The organism is Tenacibaculum larymnensis, assembly GCF_028829235.1.
GTDB classification, from domain to species: Bacteria; Bacteroidota; Bacteroidia; order Flavobacteriales; family Flavobacteriaceae; genus Polaribacter; species Polaribacter larymnensis.
The window spans coordinates 233,524-252,618 of sequence record NZ_JAIWJY010000005.1; the positions used below are offsets into that span (position 1 = coordinate 233,524).

Below are 19,095 nucleotides of genomic sequence, written 5' to 3' on the forward strand. Positions count from 1 at the left end.
ATGAATAGGAGTTACTCACAAACATATACTTTCATTTTGTCTTGATACAAAACGAAACAAAAAATCAAGACTTATTTTTCCTTTTTTGAATTCTACGTTGTATTCCGTATTCGAATCCAGACCGTAAACTCTTTGGATTCTCTCATACTCCATAACCTTGAATTCTAGTAAAATAAAAATAGGCCGGTTTTTACTCATAAGCCTTCTTTACTTTACAATGACAATAATAAAACGTCATTACGAACGGACACTGAGCGTAGTCGAAGTGGAAAGTGACGTAATCTCTTGAATGGGAGTTACTCGTAATCTTAAGATTTCTCCCGCTGGTCGAAATGACAGTCATCGAGAAAAAGATTGCTTCGTCCTACTCTCCTCGCAATGACGACAATAACTAATTAATCACTTACTATTCCTTTCTTTTTATTGTATTTATCAGCAATATCCGTCCAATCATCTCTATGGTTATGCTCAAAAATAATTTCTACTTTGCTATAATCACTTTGTTGGTCTTCCCTCCATTCTGTCCATTCTTCCTCATCCCATTCGGTTCTTTCATCATCAATATAAAATCGATCATTTTTGTATTCATCAATAAGAAAGTCTACAAAATCATCAAAACTATCTGCAATAACCGAAACAGGTTCTGGTTCCCCACATGGCAAGTAAATAATTTGTCCGTAAGTTCCTTTTTCTGCCGGGTCATAATCAATACACAAATATTGACCAGAGCCATCGGTAGCAAAGGGTAATCTTTTGGTGCTATACAAAATATTTTTTACCAAATCTTTTTGATAAACACTATCTGGATATGCTTGGTTTTCGCGTTCTTTAAAAAAGTTATAGGTATCAATAATACGATTACAACTATATAAAAAATAGCTAAAAAATCCGTGTGGGCTTTCACCCCACTTCTCGTCTCCATTGGTTATTTTTAATAAGTATTTTAACGATTGCGGTACTGGTAAGTTAGTCTCTTTTTCTACACGCTCTATTGCTGTATCACTAGCTCCTGGTGGTAATGTTTCTCTTATTTCTGAAAACTTTGTTGAAATTACCGCTAACAATTCTTCTATCTTGTTTTTCATAGTATGTATGTTTTTATGTAAGCTGCAATCTACCAAAAATCTATATTTTATATATACTTCAAAACCACACACAAAAACCTCTAATTTATTATTACTTTTTTTAAAACGATAAATACTTTTTTAAAACTAACAAAATTCTAAAAACAAACATTTTTCTATTACGGTGCGTATATTTTTTAAACGTTTACCATCACACTACATTTTATTTTTAACACACTCACCTCTTTTTTATGTTTTCTTATGGTTTTCCGTAGGGTAATTGTACGGGTTTTATTATTTTTAGAGGCTTTTAAAAAATCATATTAAGTAAAAATTAAAAACTTCAAAATAAAGAGATTTAATAATCATACATGAAAAAAACCAAGGTTACAACGGAGGATATTAATGGTGTAGTTTGGCAAGCCTGCGATACGTTTAGAGGAGTAATAGATCCAAGTCAATACAAAGATTACATTTTAGTAATGCTGTTCTTAAAATACGTATCAGATGTATATACAGAAAAGCATAATGAGTACTTAAAAAAGTACAATGGAAATATAGAAAGAGCTAACAGAGCCATGCAGTTAGAACGTTTTGTAGTTCCAGAACATAGCCATTTTAATTGGTTGTATGATCAAAGAAACGAACCTAATATAGGAGAGTTAATAGATATAGGTTTAGCAGATTTAGAAGAGGCTAACCGAGAAAAACTAACCAGTGCAGATGGTGCAGGGATTTTTAGAAACGTAAGTTTTAACAGCAGTAACTTAGGAGATAAGAAAGATAAAAATGCCCGTTTAAAAAACTTACTACAAGACTTTGCAAAGTTAGATTTAACACCATCGCATTTAGAAGGGAATGATATTATTGGTGATGCGTATGAATACTTAATTAAAAACTTTGCTAGTGATGCAGGTAAAAAAGCAGGAGAGTTTTATACACCAGCAGAAGTTTCTACTTTATTAGCAAAGCTTACCAAATCTAAATCTGGAGCCAGAATTTATGATCCTACTTGTGGTTCTGCTTCACTATTAATAAAAGCGGGTAAAGAAGTTGGCGATACGAACTTCTCGTTATACGGACAAGAAGCAAACGGAAGTACTTGGGCTTTGGCAGTAATGAATATGTTTTTACATGGGTTTGACAATGCCAATATCCGTTGGGGAGATACTTTACGTAATCCAAAACATTTGGAGGGCGATGCTTTAATGAAGTTTGATACTGTGGTAGCGAACCCACCATTTTCTTTAGATAAATGGGGACAAGAAGACTTACAAGACGACAGATTTGAACGTTTTCATAGAGGATTACCACCAAAGAGTAAAGGCGATTGGGCGTTTATTACTCACATGATTGAAAGTGCGTATAAAGCTACGGGTATGATTGGTGTGGTAGTACCCCACGGTGTTTTGTTTAGAGGAAGTGCTGAAGGAAAAATAAGAACGAAAATAATTACCGATAATTTATTAGATGCGGTTATTGGGTTACCAGCCAATTTGTTTTTTGGCACAGGTATACCTGCGGCTATTGTATTGTTTAATAAAGGCAAAGAAGAGCGTACCGAAACCTTGTTTATAGATGCTAGCCAAAGCTTTGTGAGCGATAAAAACCAAAACCGATTATTACCCGAGCATATAACGCGTATTGTACAAACGTACACTCAATTTAAAGAAAATAAACTTACCGCAGGCGTTATTGAAGATAAATACAGTCATGTAGCGACTCTAGAAGAATTAAAGGAGAACGATTATAACTTAAACATACCACGTTATGTAGATACTTTTGAAGAAGAAGCGGAAATTGACATTACTCAAGTACAAAAAGACATTACAACCTTGGAAAAGGAGTTAGATGAGGTACGTGGAACTATGGAAAACTATTTAAAAGAGTTGGGATTATAATGGCAGCACAAGAAGTTGTAGCGGAAAGAGCAGGCTATAAAAAAACAAAATTGGGTTGGATTCCTAAGGAGTGGAATGTTGATAGGATAGGTAAATATATTGATATTAGAAGTGGCGAGAGTCCTTCAAAATTTGAAGAGTTTGATGGAGGTATTTCATACATTAAAGTCGATGATTTAAATAATTCTTTAAAGTATCAGTTAGAAGGGAAATTTCAAGTAAAAAAAAGTAAAAATATTATACCTAAAGGGAGTATTATATTTCCAAAAAGAGGTGCAGCGATATTAAATAATAAGGTAAGAATTACAAGATCAGATTTATTTATGGATAGTAATTTGATGTCAATTACTATCAATTTAGATTTATTGGATATTGAATATTTATTTTATTACATATTAAAAAGAAAATTATATAAAATAGCAGATACTTCAACAATTCCTCAAATTAACAATAAGCATATTATTCCTTTAAAGATCTTTATTCCCCCAATCCAAGAACAAAAAGCTATAGCTAATTGTTTAGCTACTTGGGATACTGCGATAGAAAAACAAACCCAACTCATACAAGCTAAACAAACCCAAAAGAAAGCCTTAATGCAACAATTGTTAACGGGTAAAAAACGGTTACCTGGGTTTACTGAGGAGTGGAAGGAAAAGAGTTTAACGTATTTTTTAGATTATACTCCTAGACCAATAACTAAACCTGACATACCATTTACAAAACTAGGTATAAGAAGTCATTGCAAAGGAACTTTTCAGAATAAAAATTTTAAACCAGAAGATATTGCTATTGATAAACTTTTTAGAGTTAAAAAAAATGATCTTATAGTTAATATAACTTTTGCATGGGAAGGAGCAATTGCAATTGTTAAGCAAGAGGATGATGAAGGATTGGTTTCTCATAGATTTCCTACCTATACTTTTAAAAAAGATATAGGAAATTCTTTGTTTTTTGAACAGTTTATCAAGACTAAAAGATTTAGGTTTTTATTAGAATTAATATCTCCGGGAGGTGCGGGTAGAAACAGAGTTATGAGTAAAAAGGATTTTTTAAAGCTAAAAATAACTATTCCCAAATATAAAGAACAAACTGCTATTGCCAATATATTAAATACCGCAGACAAAGAAATAGAATTACTACAAAAGCAGCTAACACAACTACAAGAACAAAAGAAAGGGGTAATGCAGCAGTTGTTAACGGGTAAAAAAAGATTGAAATTTTAATGTAAAACATAACCAACCAAACTAAAAAAATGAAAATGAAATTTGAGAGAAAGGATGTTGATTTAGCCTATAGGAAATTAAAAAGCTATGTGTATTATGATAATTTTTCACTACTACTAAGACAACAAATAGCAGAATTTGAATCAAGCCCGAATTTTGAAAAGTGTTTAAACGATCTTGTTAGCTTTTTAAATGCTCCTGTAAAAAAGGAAAGCTATTTTAAAGCATTATTAAGTGAAATAGATTATTATGTAGCTCCTAAAAAGTTTTCAAGAGAACCGTTTAATTATGGCGATAATATTATAAGCAACAACTTTACAGAAAGTAGTTATCTTTTAGAAAAAGTAAATTATTTTTTTAAAGGACCGGTAGAATTACATATTATTTCCATTCTATGGATTTTAAAAGAAGGCTATGTATTGCATAAAGATTACCATAAAGATAATTACGCCTATTATTTAGAATTGAACTCAGAAAGCGGAAATGTAGTAGATGGTTTACGTTTGTTTAAACCCTATTTTGATCAATACCAAAGATGGCGAGATAAAGGAGTAGATTTAGCAAAGAACATAGTTGCAGAAGGTACAGATGTTGTAGTGTTGTCATTAGACATTAAAGAGTACTACTACAACATAAATTACCATCCTGATTTACAAGAAGAAATCCACACTAGAATTGTAAATGACACAGGAGAAAAGGGAACTTTGTTTACTCAAATGATTTTTGATATTAATGATGCTTATCAGAAGATATGCCCCAAAAACTCTAAAGGGATTATGCCTATTGGTATATTGTCCTCTGGAATTTTAGCCAATTGGTTCTTAAAAGATTTTGATAAAAAAATAAAACAGGAACTTTCTCCTGCTTATTATGGTAGGTATGTTGATGATATTTTAATTGTTTTAAGTAATACCAAGATTTCAAAAACCTATGATACTAATAGGTTTCAATCTTCTCTCGAAGAATTTCTACATAAGTTTTTTGTTGATCGAAGAATTTTTGACCCTATACCAAATAAGAAAAAGATTATCCATCAATCAGGTAGACGTAAGTGCATAGAAATTCAAAAAGAAATTACTTACCAGTTTATTAGTGATGAAAATATTGAAATTCAAAAAGATAAAATCATTTTATACTCTTTTGAAAGTAAAGAATCTCAGGCAGTATTAGATATGTTTAAAAAGAAAATAGAACAACATTCTAGTGCCTTTTGGTTTTTGCCTAACGAAAATGATATCAATGATGATTTTGATGAAAGTGTGTATGAATTAACCTATACTGATACGGTTAATAAACTAAGAAGTGTTACTGACATCAAACAGAGTAAATACGGTGCTTCAATATTTTTAGCCAAGCGTATAAAAATAAGTTTATTGTCTGACAATAAAAAAGATGATAAAACAACTGAGCAAATTCTTACTTTTTTCAAAGGAATCGTAAATCTTGAATTTTCAAATCTTTGGGAGAAAGTACTAACCTATTTTGTAATTGTTGATGATAAAGATGCCTTTTGGAAATTTTTTAAAGAGACAATTAATTCTATAGATTGTATAAAATCTTCAGGTAGCCCTAAAGTGAAAAGTAATGATCTAAAAAACACTAAAAAATATTTAGGAGAATATCTAATGAATTGTTGTGCTATGGCAACGGCTTTAAATCCTGGCTTTGTTGATCTAAATTGGTGGAGTGATAGGTGTAAAAGATTTAACTATGATTGGTTTAGTAATACGTTTTATAAAAATGTATATGCTTTAAAAAAGCAATACATTACTTCTAATTTATTACGTAATAGTTTTGTTATTGTCCCCTTGCTTAATTACTTAAAAATTACCAATGAAAGGGATGTAAATTTGGTTAAGTATGATTATTTAAGATTACTAAGCACAGATTTAGATAAGACAAACTTTAATTTTGATGAGAAGAAATTAATGTATGCCCCGCGTTTTATTTACCTGTATGAGTTTAATTGTATTGATTTTTTAAGAGAGTTAATTTTTCAGGCAAAAGGTTATGACTTAAAAATGTTTGAAGATTTTGGGCAAAACATCTATCATAATAGTTTTGATACTTTTTTTAAAGTAAATCATGAATATAGAAACACGTTTTATGTATCAAAAAATGGGCATGAAGTCGCTAATTATTCTGAAAATTTAAAAAAATATTATTTTAAAATTAATGAAGGTTATCGAAGTTGTGATCAAAAATTAGGGTATAATACTTTAGAAATTCCGCAATCAAAAAAAATAGAACACGATTTAAAAATAGCCGTAGCCAATACAAAAGTAAAAGCTACCAATATAGCTCAATCATTATTCGATACCCCTAATACAGATAAAGAACGACGTAAAGATTTTATAGACCTATTAAATGGTGCAGAAAAAGTAAAGGCAGATATTTTAATATTACCAGAAGTTAGTACTCCGTACAGGTGGCTCCCTGTTTTGGCAGACCAAGCCCGTAGAAAACAACGCGCTATAATTGTAGGCTTAGAACATATACGGATTAATAATGTATGCTATAATTTATTAGCAACCATTTTACCAATGGAGCATAATGGTATTAAAGATGTTGTTATTAATTTCAGACTAAAAAATCATTATTCTCCCGGAGAAACAAAGCTTATAGTAGATAGAGGTAAAATAGTACCCAAACTAAATAAAGCTTTGTACAATTTATTTATTTGGAGAGGAATGTATTTTAGTAATTATAATTGTTATGAATTAGCAGATATTAATCATAGAGCTTTATTCAAATCAAAAGTAGATGTGTTATTTGCTTCAGAATACAACCAAGATGTAAATTACTTTTCTAATATAGCAGAAACAATTTCTAGAGATATACATTGTTACTTTGTTCAAGCCAATAGTTCAGATTTTGGAGATTCCAGAATAACAAAACCTTCTAAAACAGAATCTAAAGACATTTTAAGATTAAAAGGAGGAGAAAATAGTGTAGTTCTATTAGGTAAAATTGATATTAAGAAACTTAGAGAATTTCAAAAAACCAGAATTTCTGGTCAGGACACAAAAGTATTTAAAAACACACCACCTGATTTTGATCATTCTAACCCAGAAAACAGATAATTGTTATGCAAACACCATCCTTTAAAGAAGATCATATCTCACAACTCCCAGCTTTGCAGTTATTAATTGCTATGGGCTATATCTATATGAATCCAGAAGACGCCTTAGCAGAAAGAGGCCATAAAACATCAGGCGTTTTTTTAGAAAGCATTTTGCGGGAACAACTTAAGCGAATTAATACAGCAAAAGTTTCTTCTATCAAAGAAGTTGCCTTTACAGCTAGTAATATTGAAGCAGCTATAATAGCCTTACGAGATGTACCTATGGTAGATGGTTATATTAGTACTGCACAAAAATTATATGAGTTACTAACCTTGGGTAAATCTGTAGAGCAAAGTATTGATGGAGATCGAAAGAGTTTTGATATTCATTATATTGACTGGAAGCACCCTGAAAACAATGTATTTCATGTAACAGAAGAGTTTAGTGTGTTGCGTTCGGGTTTAAAAGAACATTATCGCCCAGATATTGTATTGTTTGTAAATGGAATACCTCTTTGTGTTATAGAGTGTAAACGACCAGATATGAAAGAGCCACTGCAACAAGCAATATCACAAAACTTACGCAACCAAAAAGAAGATGGTATTCGCAATTTGTATAGTTTGGCGCAATTGCTAATGAGTGTAACGGTAAATGAAGGAAGCTATGCCACTACAGGTACACCAGAGAAATTTTGGGCAAAATGGCAAGAAAACTTTAAAAGTAAAGAAGAAGAGTTACACTATGAAGAGACTCTACTACAATTAAAAAACATCCCGCTTTCAACTCAAGTAAAGAATAGTTTATTTACGGAGCGATATAGATATGTACGTGCTTATTTTGATGCTTTAGAACAAACTAAAATATTACCAACACCACAAGATCAATACATTTTCAGTTTATGTAAACCAGAACGATTGTTGGATTTAGCTTACAACTTTACCTTATTTGACAATGGAACAAAAAAAGTTGCACGTTACCAACAGTATTTTGCGATACACAAAGCAATGCAGCAAATAACTCATGTACAAGAAGGGAAAAGAATGGGTGGTGTAGTATGGCATACCCAAGGAAGTGGGAAATCGTTAACCATGGTTATGCTAGCACAGGCTATTGCTATGGAAAGTAGTATTAAGAATCCAAAAATTATTTTAGTAACGGATAGAACAGATTTAGACACACAAATAACAGGGACTTTTAAAAAATGTGGTATAGAGGTAGCAAATGCCAAATCTGGCACACAACTAGTGGAGCTACTAAAAAGTAAAAGCGATGCGGTAGTTACTACCATTGTAAATAAGTTTACAACAGCAGTAAAAAAAATAAACACTCCGTTAGAAAGTCCTAATATTTTTGTGTTAGTAGATGAAGGGCATCGTACACAACATGGTACCTTTAATATAGAAATGCAAAAAACATTGCCCAATGCTTGTTTTATTGCATTCACAGGTACACCACTATTTAAAAAAGATAAAAACACTTTATCTAAATTCGGAACACTAATAGATAGTTATACCGTAGATCAAGCGGTAGAAGACAAAGCAGTTGTACCCTTATTATATGAAGGAAGACATGCTTTACAAGAGGTAAACTCAGCTCCTTTAGATAACTTCTTTAACATGGTATCTGAACCTCTATCTGATTATGAAAAAGCCGATTTAAAAAGAAAATTTAGTAGAGCAGACCAACTAAATACAGCTGATCAAAAAATCTATGCCATTTGTTGGGACATTACCAACCATTATACCAAGAACTTTCAAGATACTGGTTTTAAAGGGCAAGTTGTTTGTCAAAGTAAACAAGCAGCTGTAAAATATAAAAAGTATTTAGACGAAATTGGCAGAGTCAGCAGTGAATTAGTCATCTCCCCTATTGATGAACGAGAAGGAGAAGATTCTGCCTATGGAGAAACCTCAGAACTTGTAAAAAAGTTTTGGCATAAAATGATGGATGAACATGGTTCTGCAAAAAAATATCAAACTAATATTGTAAACCGTTATAAGAACGACCATCATCCCGAACTAATTATTGTTGTAGACAAACTATTAACGGGTTTTGATGCACCTCAAAATACGGTTCTATATTTAACCAGAAAGTTATTAGGGCACACCTTATTACAAGCAATAGCTAGAGTAAATAGGGTAGCAAAAGACAAAGACTACGGTTATATCATTGACTATTATGGTGTATTAAAAGAATTAGACAGTGCTCTAAAAACTTACTCTACTTTTGAGGATTTTGATGAAGAACAATTACAAGGTACACTTACTAATATTAATGTTGAAATAGAAAAATTACCACAAGCACATTCTGATCTTTGGCAATTATTTGAAGCTATAGAAAATAAAAAAGATGCAGAAGCGTATCAACAATTATTACGTGATGAAGCTGTACGAGCAAAATTCTACAACCAATTAAGTGTATATGCTCGTTTACTAAAACTAGCATTGTCATCTATTGATTTTCATAAAAACACCCCCGAAAAACAACTACAGCGTTACAAAGAAGATTTAGCGTTTTTTATGAAGTTAAAGACTGCTGTAGTTTCACGCTATTCAGATGCCATTGACTATAAGCAATACGAAGGGCAAATTCAAAAATTAATAGATTCCCATATTCCAACATCTGGAGTGGTACAATTAACTGATTTGGTAAACATTTTTGATAAAGAAGCTTTTGAAGAAGAAGTTATAAAGCTAGAAGGAAAAGCTGCTAAAGCAGATATGATTGCTTCACGTACTGCTAAGTATATTTCTGAAAAAATGGAAGAAGATCCTGCTTTTTATAAGAAGTTTTCTCAAATGGTAAAAGATACCATTGAGGACTATCTACAATACAGAATTAATGAAAGCGAATATCTTACCAAAATTAATGAAATTAAAGCAGCTGTATTAAGTGGGGCGGATGCTAAAATTCCAGAAAGTTTACAAAAGAAAGAAGTAGCAAGAGCCTTTTATGGGATTACTATGGAAGAATTAGAGCACTTAATATCTGAAACCGAGGGTAAATCTGAGATTGCTGAAGGATTAGCATTAAAAGCAGATGAAATAATTTTAGGCCTTATAAAGGTAGACTGGGCAAAGAGTGTAGATATTCCTAAAAAAATGATAATGCTAATAGGTGATTATATCATAGATCATATTAGAGATCAATATGATATAAAAATAGGTTTTAGTGAAATTGATAAGATTGCAGAACGAATGGTAGATGTAGCTAAAATAAGATATAAATAATGATGGATTTTATACAATATGGATCTGAAAAAATTGAATACTATATTCATTTTGTAGACAGGAAATCTTTAGGTATTAAAGTTTTTCCTAATCGAAAAGTAGAAATAAAAGCTCCACTACATACTTCCTTAAATAAAGTTCAAGAGAAGGTAAGAAAACGAGCACCATGGATTTTAAAACAGAAAGATCATTTTTTATCATTTGAACCAAGAATAACAGAAAGAAAATATATTTCTGGAGAAACTCATTTGTATTTGGGGAGGCAATATCAGTTAAGAGTTATTAAAGCAGATACTAATAAAGTAAAATATACTGGAAGGTTTCTTGAAGTTTATACAATAGATAAAAGTAAAGCACAAAATTTATTAGAAGGCTGGTATCGTCAAAAAGCTGAAATTTGGTTTAAAAAATTATCTCAAATACATATTGAGCGTTTTAAAAAATATCAAGTTGAGCCTACTAGGTTAGAAATAAAAAAAATGAAATATCGCTGGGGTTCTTGCTCTTCAAAAGGAAGAATACTATTAAACCCTGAACTAATAAAAGCACCAAAAGCGTGTATAGAATATGTGATAATCCACGAATTATGTCATTTAATCCATAGAGATCACACTAAAGCTTTCTTTAATTTACAAACTCACGAAATGCCCGATTGGGAAAAATGGAAAATGAAACTAGAAACGCTTTTGGCTTAAAATATTAAATTAACTAAAAAATTATATAACAATGAAAAAACGTCCCCCGTTTCAAATTGGTAGTACTTTAAAACATATACCAACAGGAACTATTATCGTTTTAGAAAAGTATGATACTCAACTAGTAAAAAGTTTAGGGCTGTCTATTGGTGGAGGCACAACTAAAAGTACTCCAAATTATAACTTTTTGTATGGGAAAGTAAGTGATTCCAATACTTCGTTTAAAGGGTTAAGTAGTGAATTTGAATTATTAAAAACTAATAAAGCAATGTAGCTATGGTAGAAAACTTGGCAAAACTAGTAACAAAAGAAGATATTTTTAGAGGGTTGGATCATGGAAATATACTTCCTTCTAATTTAACTCCTTCCACTCAATATGATGTGTTGATTTTTGACAAACTCTATCCTCCAAAAGAAGTGATTCGTTTAGCTGCAAAATCGAAAGGGTTAAATCAGGAAGAATTTTCTTTAAATGAAGGAGATTCCACTAACAAATTTCTTCAAAAAATGGGGTTTCCTATTTTTAACAAAAAAGGAAAACATCTTGGCGGTGGTGATACAGGTAGGGTCTGGAAATTGGGGACAAGATGGGGTAAAGGAAAGCCTAACTATAAAAGTTTACTAGAAATAGAAAAAATTGTTATTAGCGTAGAACGATTCAAATATCATACTGGCGATTTAGTAGTTATAATGGATGGACATATTGTTACTGCTATTGCCCGAGTTGATAGTGAAATGCTCCCCGTTACTAATACTCCTCAACTACAGAAACAATTTGAAAAGTTAGAAATTGAATGGGAAGAATGGATTTTAACAGCTAAAGCTACTATATATAATCTAAGTTCTTCTGAACAGTTTATTTATAGACTAGATGCAGGAATTAGAGAAGTTCAAAAACAAGAGATTAAAGAAAAAACGATTAAGCTTTGGTTTGAAAAAAACTATTATCATAATTTTCTAAGTTCAACAAAAAAAAAAGAATCCGTTAAACCTCTAGAAGTTCATTTTAGTGGCAAAAAATCATTTAAGGGAATAAACGACATAAATGTATCTCCAAAATTAGATGTAGATATCTTAAGTAATAATTTTGCTAGGTTATTAACCAACCTTGAAGGGAATTATGGACAAATGTTAGGTGTATTTGGTCAATGGGGAAGAGGAAAAACTTTCTTTATAGACCAAGTAATTGATAAACTTAATATAAATGATAAAGAAAAAAGTGAGTTTTATTTTGTTAAATTTCATGCTTGGAAATACCAAGACACAGAGGGCGTTTGGGCGTATTTATATCAACAAATAACAGAAGAATACTTAACACATAAAAAAGACAAATACTACCTAACTTCTAAGTTAAAAGAGTTTAAACTCCTATTTCGCTTAAATAGAATTAGAAATGGCTTTGGAGACACCATAATATTTTTAATGTTATTGGTATTAGCCATAACTATAGTATTTATATATCCTGAACTAAAAAGAGATATCGAGTTCTGGAAAACATTCTTTATAACTTCTGCTTCTATACAAACATTATTATTTTTAAAAAAAGCATGGAAGCTAGGAGATAAAGGTAAAAGATTAATAAAAAAATATACACATAAACCAAATTTTAATAAACTACTTGGTATACAAGCAGAAATTCAAGAAGAATTAAAATACGTATTAAAAACATGGATTCCAGATAATACAAAAAATAAATCCAGAAAACGAATCTTGCTTTTTGTTGATGATTTAGATAGATGTAAAGAAGAACGATTAATACAGGTAATTGATGCTTTACGTGTGATGCTGGAAGATGATGACATTGTAAAAAGAGTTGTAATTGTAACTGCTATTGACGAAAAAATATTAGAACGTGCCATTGCCTTAAAATATAAAGAGTTTCTAGACAAAAGAAATAATGATAGAAAGTGCTCTTTAATAAAAGAATATTTAGATAAATTATTCATAGCTTGTATTAAATTACCTCCACTATATGATATGGAAAAAGACATTATTATAGACTCTTATGCAGAAAAGATTGGAGTTGAAGTAATAGACAGAAAAACAAATATTCAAGTTACCAGTCACAAAATTGATAGTGAAGGAAATAGAGTCTTAAAAACAGAAATTATTGAAGCAAATAATCATTTTTTTGAAGAATCTATGGAGTCCCAAGTGTCTGAACAAGAAAATATATCTAACATGAAGAAAGAAGGTAATAAAAAAGAAATTTACACTATTAAATCGAAGGAATTAGATTTATTAAAAGAGTCAGCAAAAAAACTAAAAGGTAATATTACACCACGCCAACTTCGTATTTTTATGTACCGTTATTTATTAGCTAAAGATTTAGCTAAATCATTCAATAATAATGAAGTTCCTAATCAAGCATGGTGTAAGGTAGTGTTAGACAAAATAATTGAAAATAGAAATAAAGATTTAGAAGCAGAAAATAACAATGAGAAAACTAATAGTGAGATTTTTGAATTAAAAAACATATCAGATTCATTAAAAAATTCAACTCAAAAAATTATTGATATTGTAGCTCCATATTAAAAACAAACTATGATTAATCGCCCACAAACTATACAAATATTTTTACCAGATGGTTCACCAACTAGTATTCGCGAAGCAGAAATTACCAGTAGATTGGTAAAAGCTATTTTATTCCCTAGAAATAAAATACAAGAAGTAAGTCAACGTGAAATGGTTCATTTTACAGGAGTATATTTTTTATTTGGAGTTTCAGAAGACGGTACAAAACCTATTGTTTATATTGGTGAAGGAGAAGATTGTTTTACTAGAATACAATCACATAACCGAGAAAAAGACTTTTGGACACATTGTGTTATTGTAGTTTCAAAAACTAATGATTATAACAAAGCTGATAGTAAGTTCTTAGAACATTACTGTATAAAAAAAGCGGAAGAAATAGGAAGGTATAAACTATACAATGGTACAGGCTCTAATAAACTATCAATTTCAGAAAGTAGAGAACATGACTTACTAGACAATTTTGAAACAGCAAAAGTTTTACTTGCAACTTTGGGGTATCCTATTTTTGAGGAAAAAAGAAAAGCTACAACCCAAAAAGAATTATTCTACTGTAAAGGTAAAGATGCTTCTGCTATTGGAGAACTAACCGATGATGGTTTTCTTGTTTACAAAGGAGGAAAAGCTAACTTAGCAGAAACTAAAGGGATAAATAAATGGATTTCCGTTTTAAGAAAAAGGCTTTTAGAGGAACAAATACTTAAAAACGAAAACAATGTTTATGTGTTTCAACAAGACTATATCTTTAATTCTCCAAGTGCCGCTGCTGCTTCTTTATTAGGTAGAGCTGCAAATGGATGGACATCTTGGAAAGATAAAAATGGTAAAACTTTAGATGAATTAAAAAGAAAATAATCTTGTACACTTTTTTTTCTTACAACTTTTTTGGTGTACACCACTTGTACACTTTTTTGTTTGATTCTTTTTTTGGTGTACAGGTATAGAAAGGTATTTTTAACATTAAGTTCGGTAGAGTTAAATCTCATGAATGGGGGTTACTCGTAACTTAAAGATTTCTCAGTCGCATACTCCTTCGAAATGACAATAGTCGAGAAAAAGATTGCTTCGTCATACCTCCTCGCAATGACGGAAACCAACAATAACGTGATTACGAACGGACACTCAACGAAATAGAAATGGAAAATGACGTAACCTCATGAACATATACTTTCATTTTGTCTTGATACAAAACGAAACAAAAAATCAAGACTTCTTTTTCTTTTTTTGAATTCTACGTTGTATTTCGTATTCGAATCCAGACCGTAAACTCTTTGGATTCTCTTGTACTCCATAACCTCGAATGCTACCAAAATAAAAATAGGTCGAGTTTTATTTATTATACTTCTTTATCTCCTTTACAGTGACGGTAATAAAACGTCCTTAGAAAACAAGCTAAAAGTTAACAACAAACTGTCACTTCGAGTGAAATTTACGAAACGAAGTGAAGGGAATTTTATATCGAAAGGTATTGGATTGTAACAAGGTTCTCGATACTATTTTGTTCTACTACGTTACACAAAATCACTCGAACTGACATTTCAACGTTATTATGAATGGAAATTAGTTACTCATAACCTTGAGGTTTCTCAATCGCTCATAAAATCGCTTCTTCGAAATGACAGTAATAAAAACGTCCTTAGAAAACAAACCGAAAATTACACCGCAAGAAACGTTATAAATGAAAAGCTGTTTGAGCGACAGCGAGTTCTTTTCATTTAGTTTCGAGGATGATAATTTTCGAGTAAAGGTTTCGAAAGACTAGATTTTTTTGGTGCTGTTTCATCAATAAAAAAAGAACAATACTACATTAAACTAAATATCATTATGAATAGAATATAATGGAGTCACGTAATCTCAAGAATATAAGTTACTCTTAACTTAAAGATTTAGCTTTTCTGAACCTTACGGTTTCTCAGTCGCATACTCCTTCGAAATGACAATAGTCGAAAAACAGATTGCTCTCTCCTACTCTTGTATTAAAAGTATGAGAACACCTTACTTTTTTTACGGTTATTTAAACAGTTTCCTATTATGAACTTTTTATTTTTAAACTCTAAAAACTAAAGTTATGATTAAAAACATTTTGAACTTAGGTTCTATCTTAAACAAAAATGAACAACAACTTATTAATGGAGGTGGTGATGACCCTGTAACAGACTTATGTGTTCCTATCCCTAGAGAAGTCGCTACTTGTCTTATGCCTATTAGTGGTGAATGTTGTGGTTTATGGGATTAAAACTAAAAAACATAAAAGCTGTTTAAAAACAGCTTTTATGTTTTTATAATTTAGAAAAACCTTGGTTGTTTATAAGTATTTTCTTCTGTTTTAAAATCGAATAATAATAAGAATTCATGCGACCCTGAACTAAATTCTCCTAGATTAGATACTGTATAATCATACGCATAACCTAATCGCAAGTCTTTTCCAATTCTAAAATTAACTATTCCACTCCACGAGTCATCCAGACGATGAGATACTCCAAATTCCACTTTATTATTCCATAATAAATTTAACGATAAGTCTAATGACAAAGGAGCTGAATCGACATACTTAACTAATGTTGAAGGTTTTAATTGAAAATTATTTTTTAAACCTATTACATACCCTGCTGTCAAAAATCCATGTATTTTTTCTGATGCTTTGGTTATTTTTCCGTTTGATCTTTCAAAATGTAATGTTTCTAATAAGTTTGGTACTGAAGCTCCTACGTAAAGGTTTTCTTTGTAATAGAATGCTCCTACACCAAAATTTGGGTATGTTTTGTTACTATTCTGATTAAATTTTGGATCATTAGATTCTACTTGATTTAATGTTAACAAACCTATTTGTTGAAAAGTTGCTCCTGCCTTTAACCCAAAAGCTAGTTTAGCTTTTTCTGAAGTATTAATTGTAAAAGAAAAATCGGCATAGGCATGTGTTTCACTTACTGGACCTATTTTATCGTGAATTAAAGATAAACCTAACCCTACTTTTCTACTTACTGGACTATGTATAAATCCACTAAATGTTTTTGGCGCTCCGCTAACACCTACCCATTGTGATCGTGCTAATAAACCTAAACTTATACCTTCTTTACTACCTGCATAAGCTGGATTAATAACCTCCATATTATAAATATATTGAGTGTATTGAGGATCTTGTTGAGCGAATATTTTACTACTTATACTTACTAGTAGTAGTATATATATTTTCTTTTTCATATAGCTATTTATTTAAATATAACCAGCCTTGGTATGGTTTCGTTTTTCCGTCATTAAAATCCACTACATACCAATAAGTAGCCGCTGGCATTGCTTTTTGGTCTCCTGTTAATGTTAACCTACCATGCGACTTTCCATCCCACCAGGTTGGATTCAACTCATTATTATTACTGTAGTCATAAACTACATTACCATACCTATTGTATATTTTTATTTTAAATTTAGGATATGCTTCTGACAAACCTGGTATTACAAATTCATCATTAACACCATCACCATCTGGAGAAAAAGAATTTGAGGCAGAAAAGTCTATAACAGGGTCAATTGTTCCTCTTTTTCTTTCGCATGCTAATGTAAAAATACCATATCCTGAAGCTTTTGCTGTTATACTTTTACTACGAGTGTCTATGTATACATTTTCTCTTTCTTTAACCCACTCTTCACCACTCCATCGTACTATCATTAGTTTACTTGGGTCTGAATAAAAAATTTTTGGTGTCGTTACACTGCTCCATGTTAAAGTTAACTCCACCAACTCTTCATTAGATTTATTTTGAATTTCCCAGAACTCATTCATATTTATTAAACCAATATCTTCTTCTTTTTTATCGAAATCAATATTTGCCTTTTCCCAATTAAAACAGACATAAAAATTTGTGTTAGGATCTGAAGGAGGTGATATAGTTAGAGTCCTAGGAACAAAAGTTTGCGATTTATAATCTCCTACAGGAAAAGTAAAACCTTCATTTCCTTTTTTTTGAGCTTTATTATTAACATAACTTTTATTACTAATACCAGTACTTGTAGCTCCATTTAAATAAGTTACGATACCTTTTTCTTCAGCTTTTAAAATTCCATTTTCAAAAAATGTAGTTCCTACAATCTCTATTTCCTTATCTAAACTAAAAGCTAAACTTGTTGACTCATTATCAAACTCCACAAACATAAAACTAGATGTTCCTTCACCCGTTATAATCTGTTCATTATTACCTACAAAACTTGTGTAACCTGTTACTTTATTATTAGAAAACTTGAATTTTCCATTATTTGTAAAGTTTTTAAATACATACAAGTCTCCATCGTTTGTTATTGCTCCAAATTCTTTTATTAATAAATCTTCATGAACGCTTACTAGTGTGTTTTCAGAAATATAAAAAGATCCAATGTTTGTCGTTTGAGCTTTAACAGCTATGACCAAACACATTATTATTGATGAGAATATCTTTTCTTTCATAATTATCAGCTTATTATAGAGAGGTACCATCAATTTTATACCAATAATAGTCTGCTCCATCAAAACCACATTGTATTGTTATAGAAGAATTCATTCCTAAAGTAGACAGCCCTGTAATTAGCCCTGATCCTTTTATAGAACCTCCACCTGTAATATTTAAGTTTAATGCTACCGAAAGACCAAGTAAAGTTCCGTTACCTGCTTTATTTACAATTACTATCTTATTTCCCAAATTACTACTATTAGGGGTTGGTATTGTTATATTTGCTCCCAACCCAAGACTTAGTAACCCTGTTTGCTCTATTATTACTGTACCATCTGTATTATCAATAATTGTACTTGAGGTTGGATTTGTAACAACTCTTATATTATTCAACCTAGTTAAAAAGGTATTAATCGTTGCTATATCTGTCTCATTTGTGGTAGATAAAGAAGTGTTCCCGGCAACATCTCCCGCTAAGGTAGAAGTTCCTATATCAACAGCAGATCCTCCATCAATTAAACTAATTGTATTACCGCTCAAACTTAAATCTTTTGTATCTGAATCTACTTCATTCCATATTGTTCCATCGCTAGTCTTATATAATATTCCTGAAACTGTATCGGTATAAACTTGACCTGCAACACCTGTAACTACTCCATTAGGATCTCCTGTTCCTGACAAAGTAGCATCTTGTCCCGCTGCTCCAGTATCTCCTTTTAAAGAGGTAATAAAATCGGCTTCGGTTCCTGTGTTTCCAGCATCTAACCATGTTTGATAGGCAGACTTCCCATCTACTCCATCTGTTCCGTTTGCTCCTGTATCTCCTTTTAAGGAAGTGATAAAATCAGCCTCAGTTCCGGTGTTTCCAGCATCTAACCATGTTTGATAGGCAGACTTCCCATCTACTCCATCTGTTCCGTTTGCTCCTGTGGCTCCGGTATCTCCTTTTAAGGAAGTGATAAAATCA

Annotated in this window: 12 protein-coding genes and 1 pseudogene; 9 read left to right on the plus strand and 4 right to left on the minus strand. The window is 31.2% G+C overall.

Annotation, left to right across the window (positions count from 1 at the left end):
* Positions 1–395 precede the first annotated feature (395 nt).
* Complete coding sequence (locus LCI24_RS09845) at positions 396–1,085, minus strand: SMI1/KNR4 family protein (protein WP_274640226.1); 690 nt, start codon at positions 1,083–1,085, stop codon at positions 396–398.
* Between the two features lie 350 nt (positions 1,086–1,435).
* Here LCI24_RS09845 and LCI24_RS09850 point away from each other — a divergent pair, with 350 nt between their 5' ends.
* The 9 genes from LCI24_RS09850 to LCI24_RS09890 all read left to right on the plus strand — a co-directional run bounded on the left by LCI24_RS09850 (position 1,436) and on the right by LCI24_RS09890 (position 15,946).
* Entirely contained in the window at positions 1,436–2,965 is a 1,530-nt protein-coding gene (locus LCI24_RS09850; RefSeq protein WP_274640227.1) for a type I restriction-modification system subunit M, read from the plus strand.
* Entirely contained in the window at positions 2,965–4,188 is a 1,224-nt protein-coding gene (locus LCI24_RS09855; protein ID WP_274640228.1) for a restriction endonuclease subunit S, read from the plus strand. Before LCI24_RS09850 ends, LCI24_RS09855 begins: the two co-directional genes overlap by 1 nt.
* A 35-nt stretch (positions 4,189–4,223) precedes the next feature.
* Positions 4,224–7,271, plus strand: coding sequence for a reverse transcriptase domain-containing protein (locus LCI24_RS09860; RefSeq protein ID WP_274640229.1), 3,048 nt, complete (start codon positions 4,224–4,226; stop codon positions 7,269–7,271).
* A 5-nt stretch (positions 7,272–7,276) separates the two neighbouring features.
* Positions 7,277–10,483: a type I restriction endonuclease subunit R gene (locus LCI24_RS09865; protein ID WP_274640230.1), complete on the plus strand. Its 3,207-nt coding sequence runs from the start codon at positions 7,277–7,279 to the stop codon at positions 10,481–10,483.
* Complete coding sequence (locus LCI24_RS09870; protein ID WP_274640231.1) at positions 10,483–11,178, plus strand: M48 family metallopeptidase; 696 nt, start codon at positions 10,483–10,485, stop codon at positions 11,176–11,178. Before LCI24_RS09865 ends, LCI24_RS09870 begins: the two co-directional genes overlap by 1 nt.
* Positions 11,179–11,209: 31 nt before the next feature.
* Positions 11,210–11,452: a hypothetical protein gene (locus LCI24_RS09875; RefSeq protein ID WP_274640232.1), complete on the plus strand. Its 243-nt coding sequence runs from the start codon at positions 11,210–11,212 to the stop codon at positions 11,450–11,452.
* 2 nt (positions 11,453–11,454) lie between these two features.
* Positions 11,455–13,713: a P-loop NTPase fold protein gene (locus LCI24_RS09880; RefSeq protein WP_274640233.1), complete on the plus strand. Its 2,259-nt coding sequence runs from the start codon at positions 11,455–11,457 to the stop codon at positions 13,711–13,713.
* 9 nt (positions 13,714–13,722) lie between these two features.
* Positions 13,723–14,565 carry a GIY-YIG nuclease family protein gene (locus LCI24_RS09885; RefSeq protein ID WP_274640234.1) on the plus strand — a complete coding sequence of 281 codons (843 nt, stop codon included), beginning with the start codon at positions 13,723–13,725 and terminating at the stop codon, positions 14,563–14,565.
* A 1,213-nt stretch (positions 14,566–15,778) separates the two neighbouring features.
* Complete coding sequence (locus tag LCI24_RS09890) at positions 15,779–15,946, plus strand: hypothetical protein (RefSeq protein WP_274640235.1); 168 nt, start codon at positions 15,779–15,781, stop codon at positions 15,944–15,946.
* A gap of 50 nt (positions 15,947–15,996) precedes the next feature.
* Here LCI24_RS09890 and LCI24_RS09895 read toward each other — a convergent pair whose 3' ends face one another.
* From LCI24_RS09895 to LCI24_RS09905, 3 genes and pseudogenes are all read right to left on the minus strand, one after another.
* On the minus strand, positions 15,997–16,911 hold the full coding sequence (locus LCI24_RS09895; protein ID WP_274640236.1) for a PorP/SprF family type IX secretion system membrane protein: 915 nt from the start codon (positions 16,909–16,911) through the stop codon (positions 15,997–15,999).
* Positions 16,912–16,915: 4 nt separating this feature from the next.
* Complete coding sequence (locus tag LCI24_RS09900) at positions 16,916–18,145, minus strand: T9SS type B sorting domain-containing protein (protein ID WP_274640237.1); 1,230 nt, start codon at positions 18,143–18,145, stop codon at positions 16,916–16,918.
* A gap of 13 nt (positions 18,146–18,158) precedes the next feature.
* Positions 18,159–19,095 (minus strand): annotated as a pseudogene (locus LCI24_RS09905) (hypothetical protein); the annotation flags it as partial.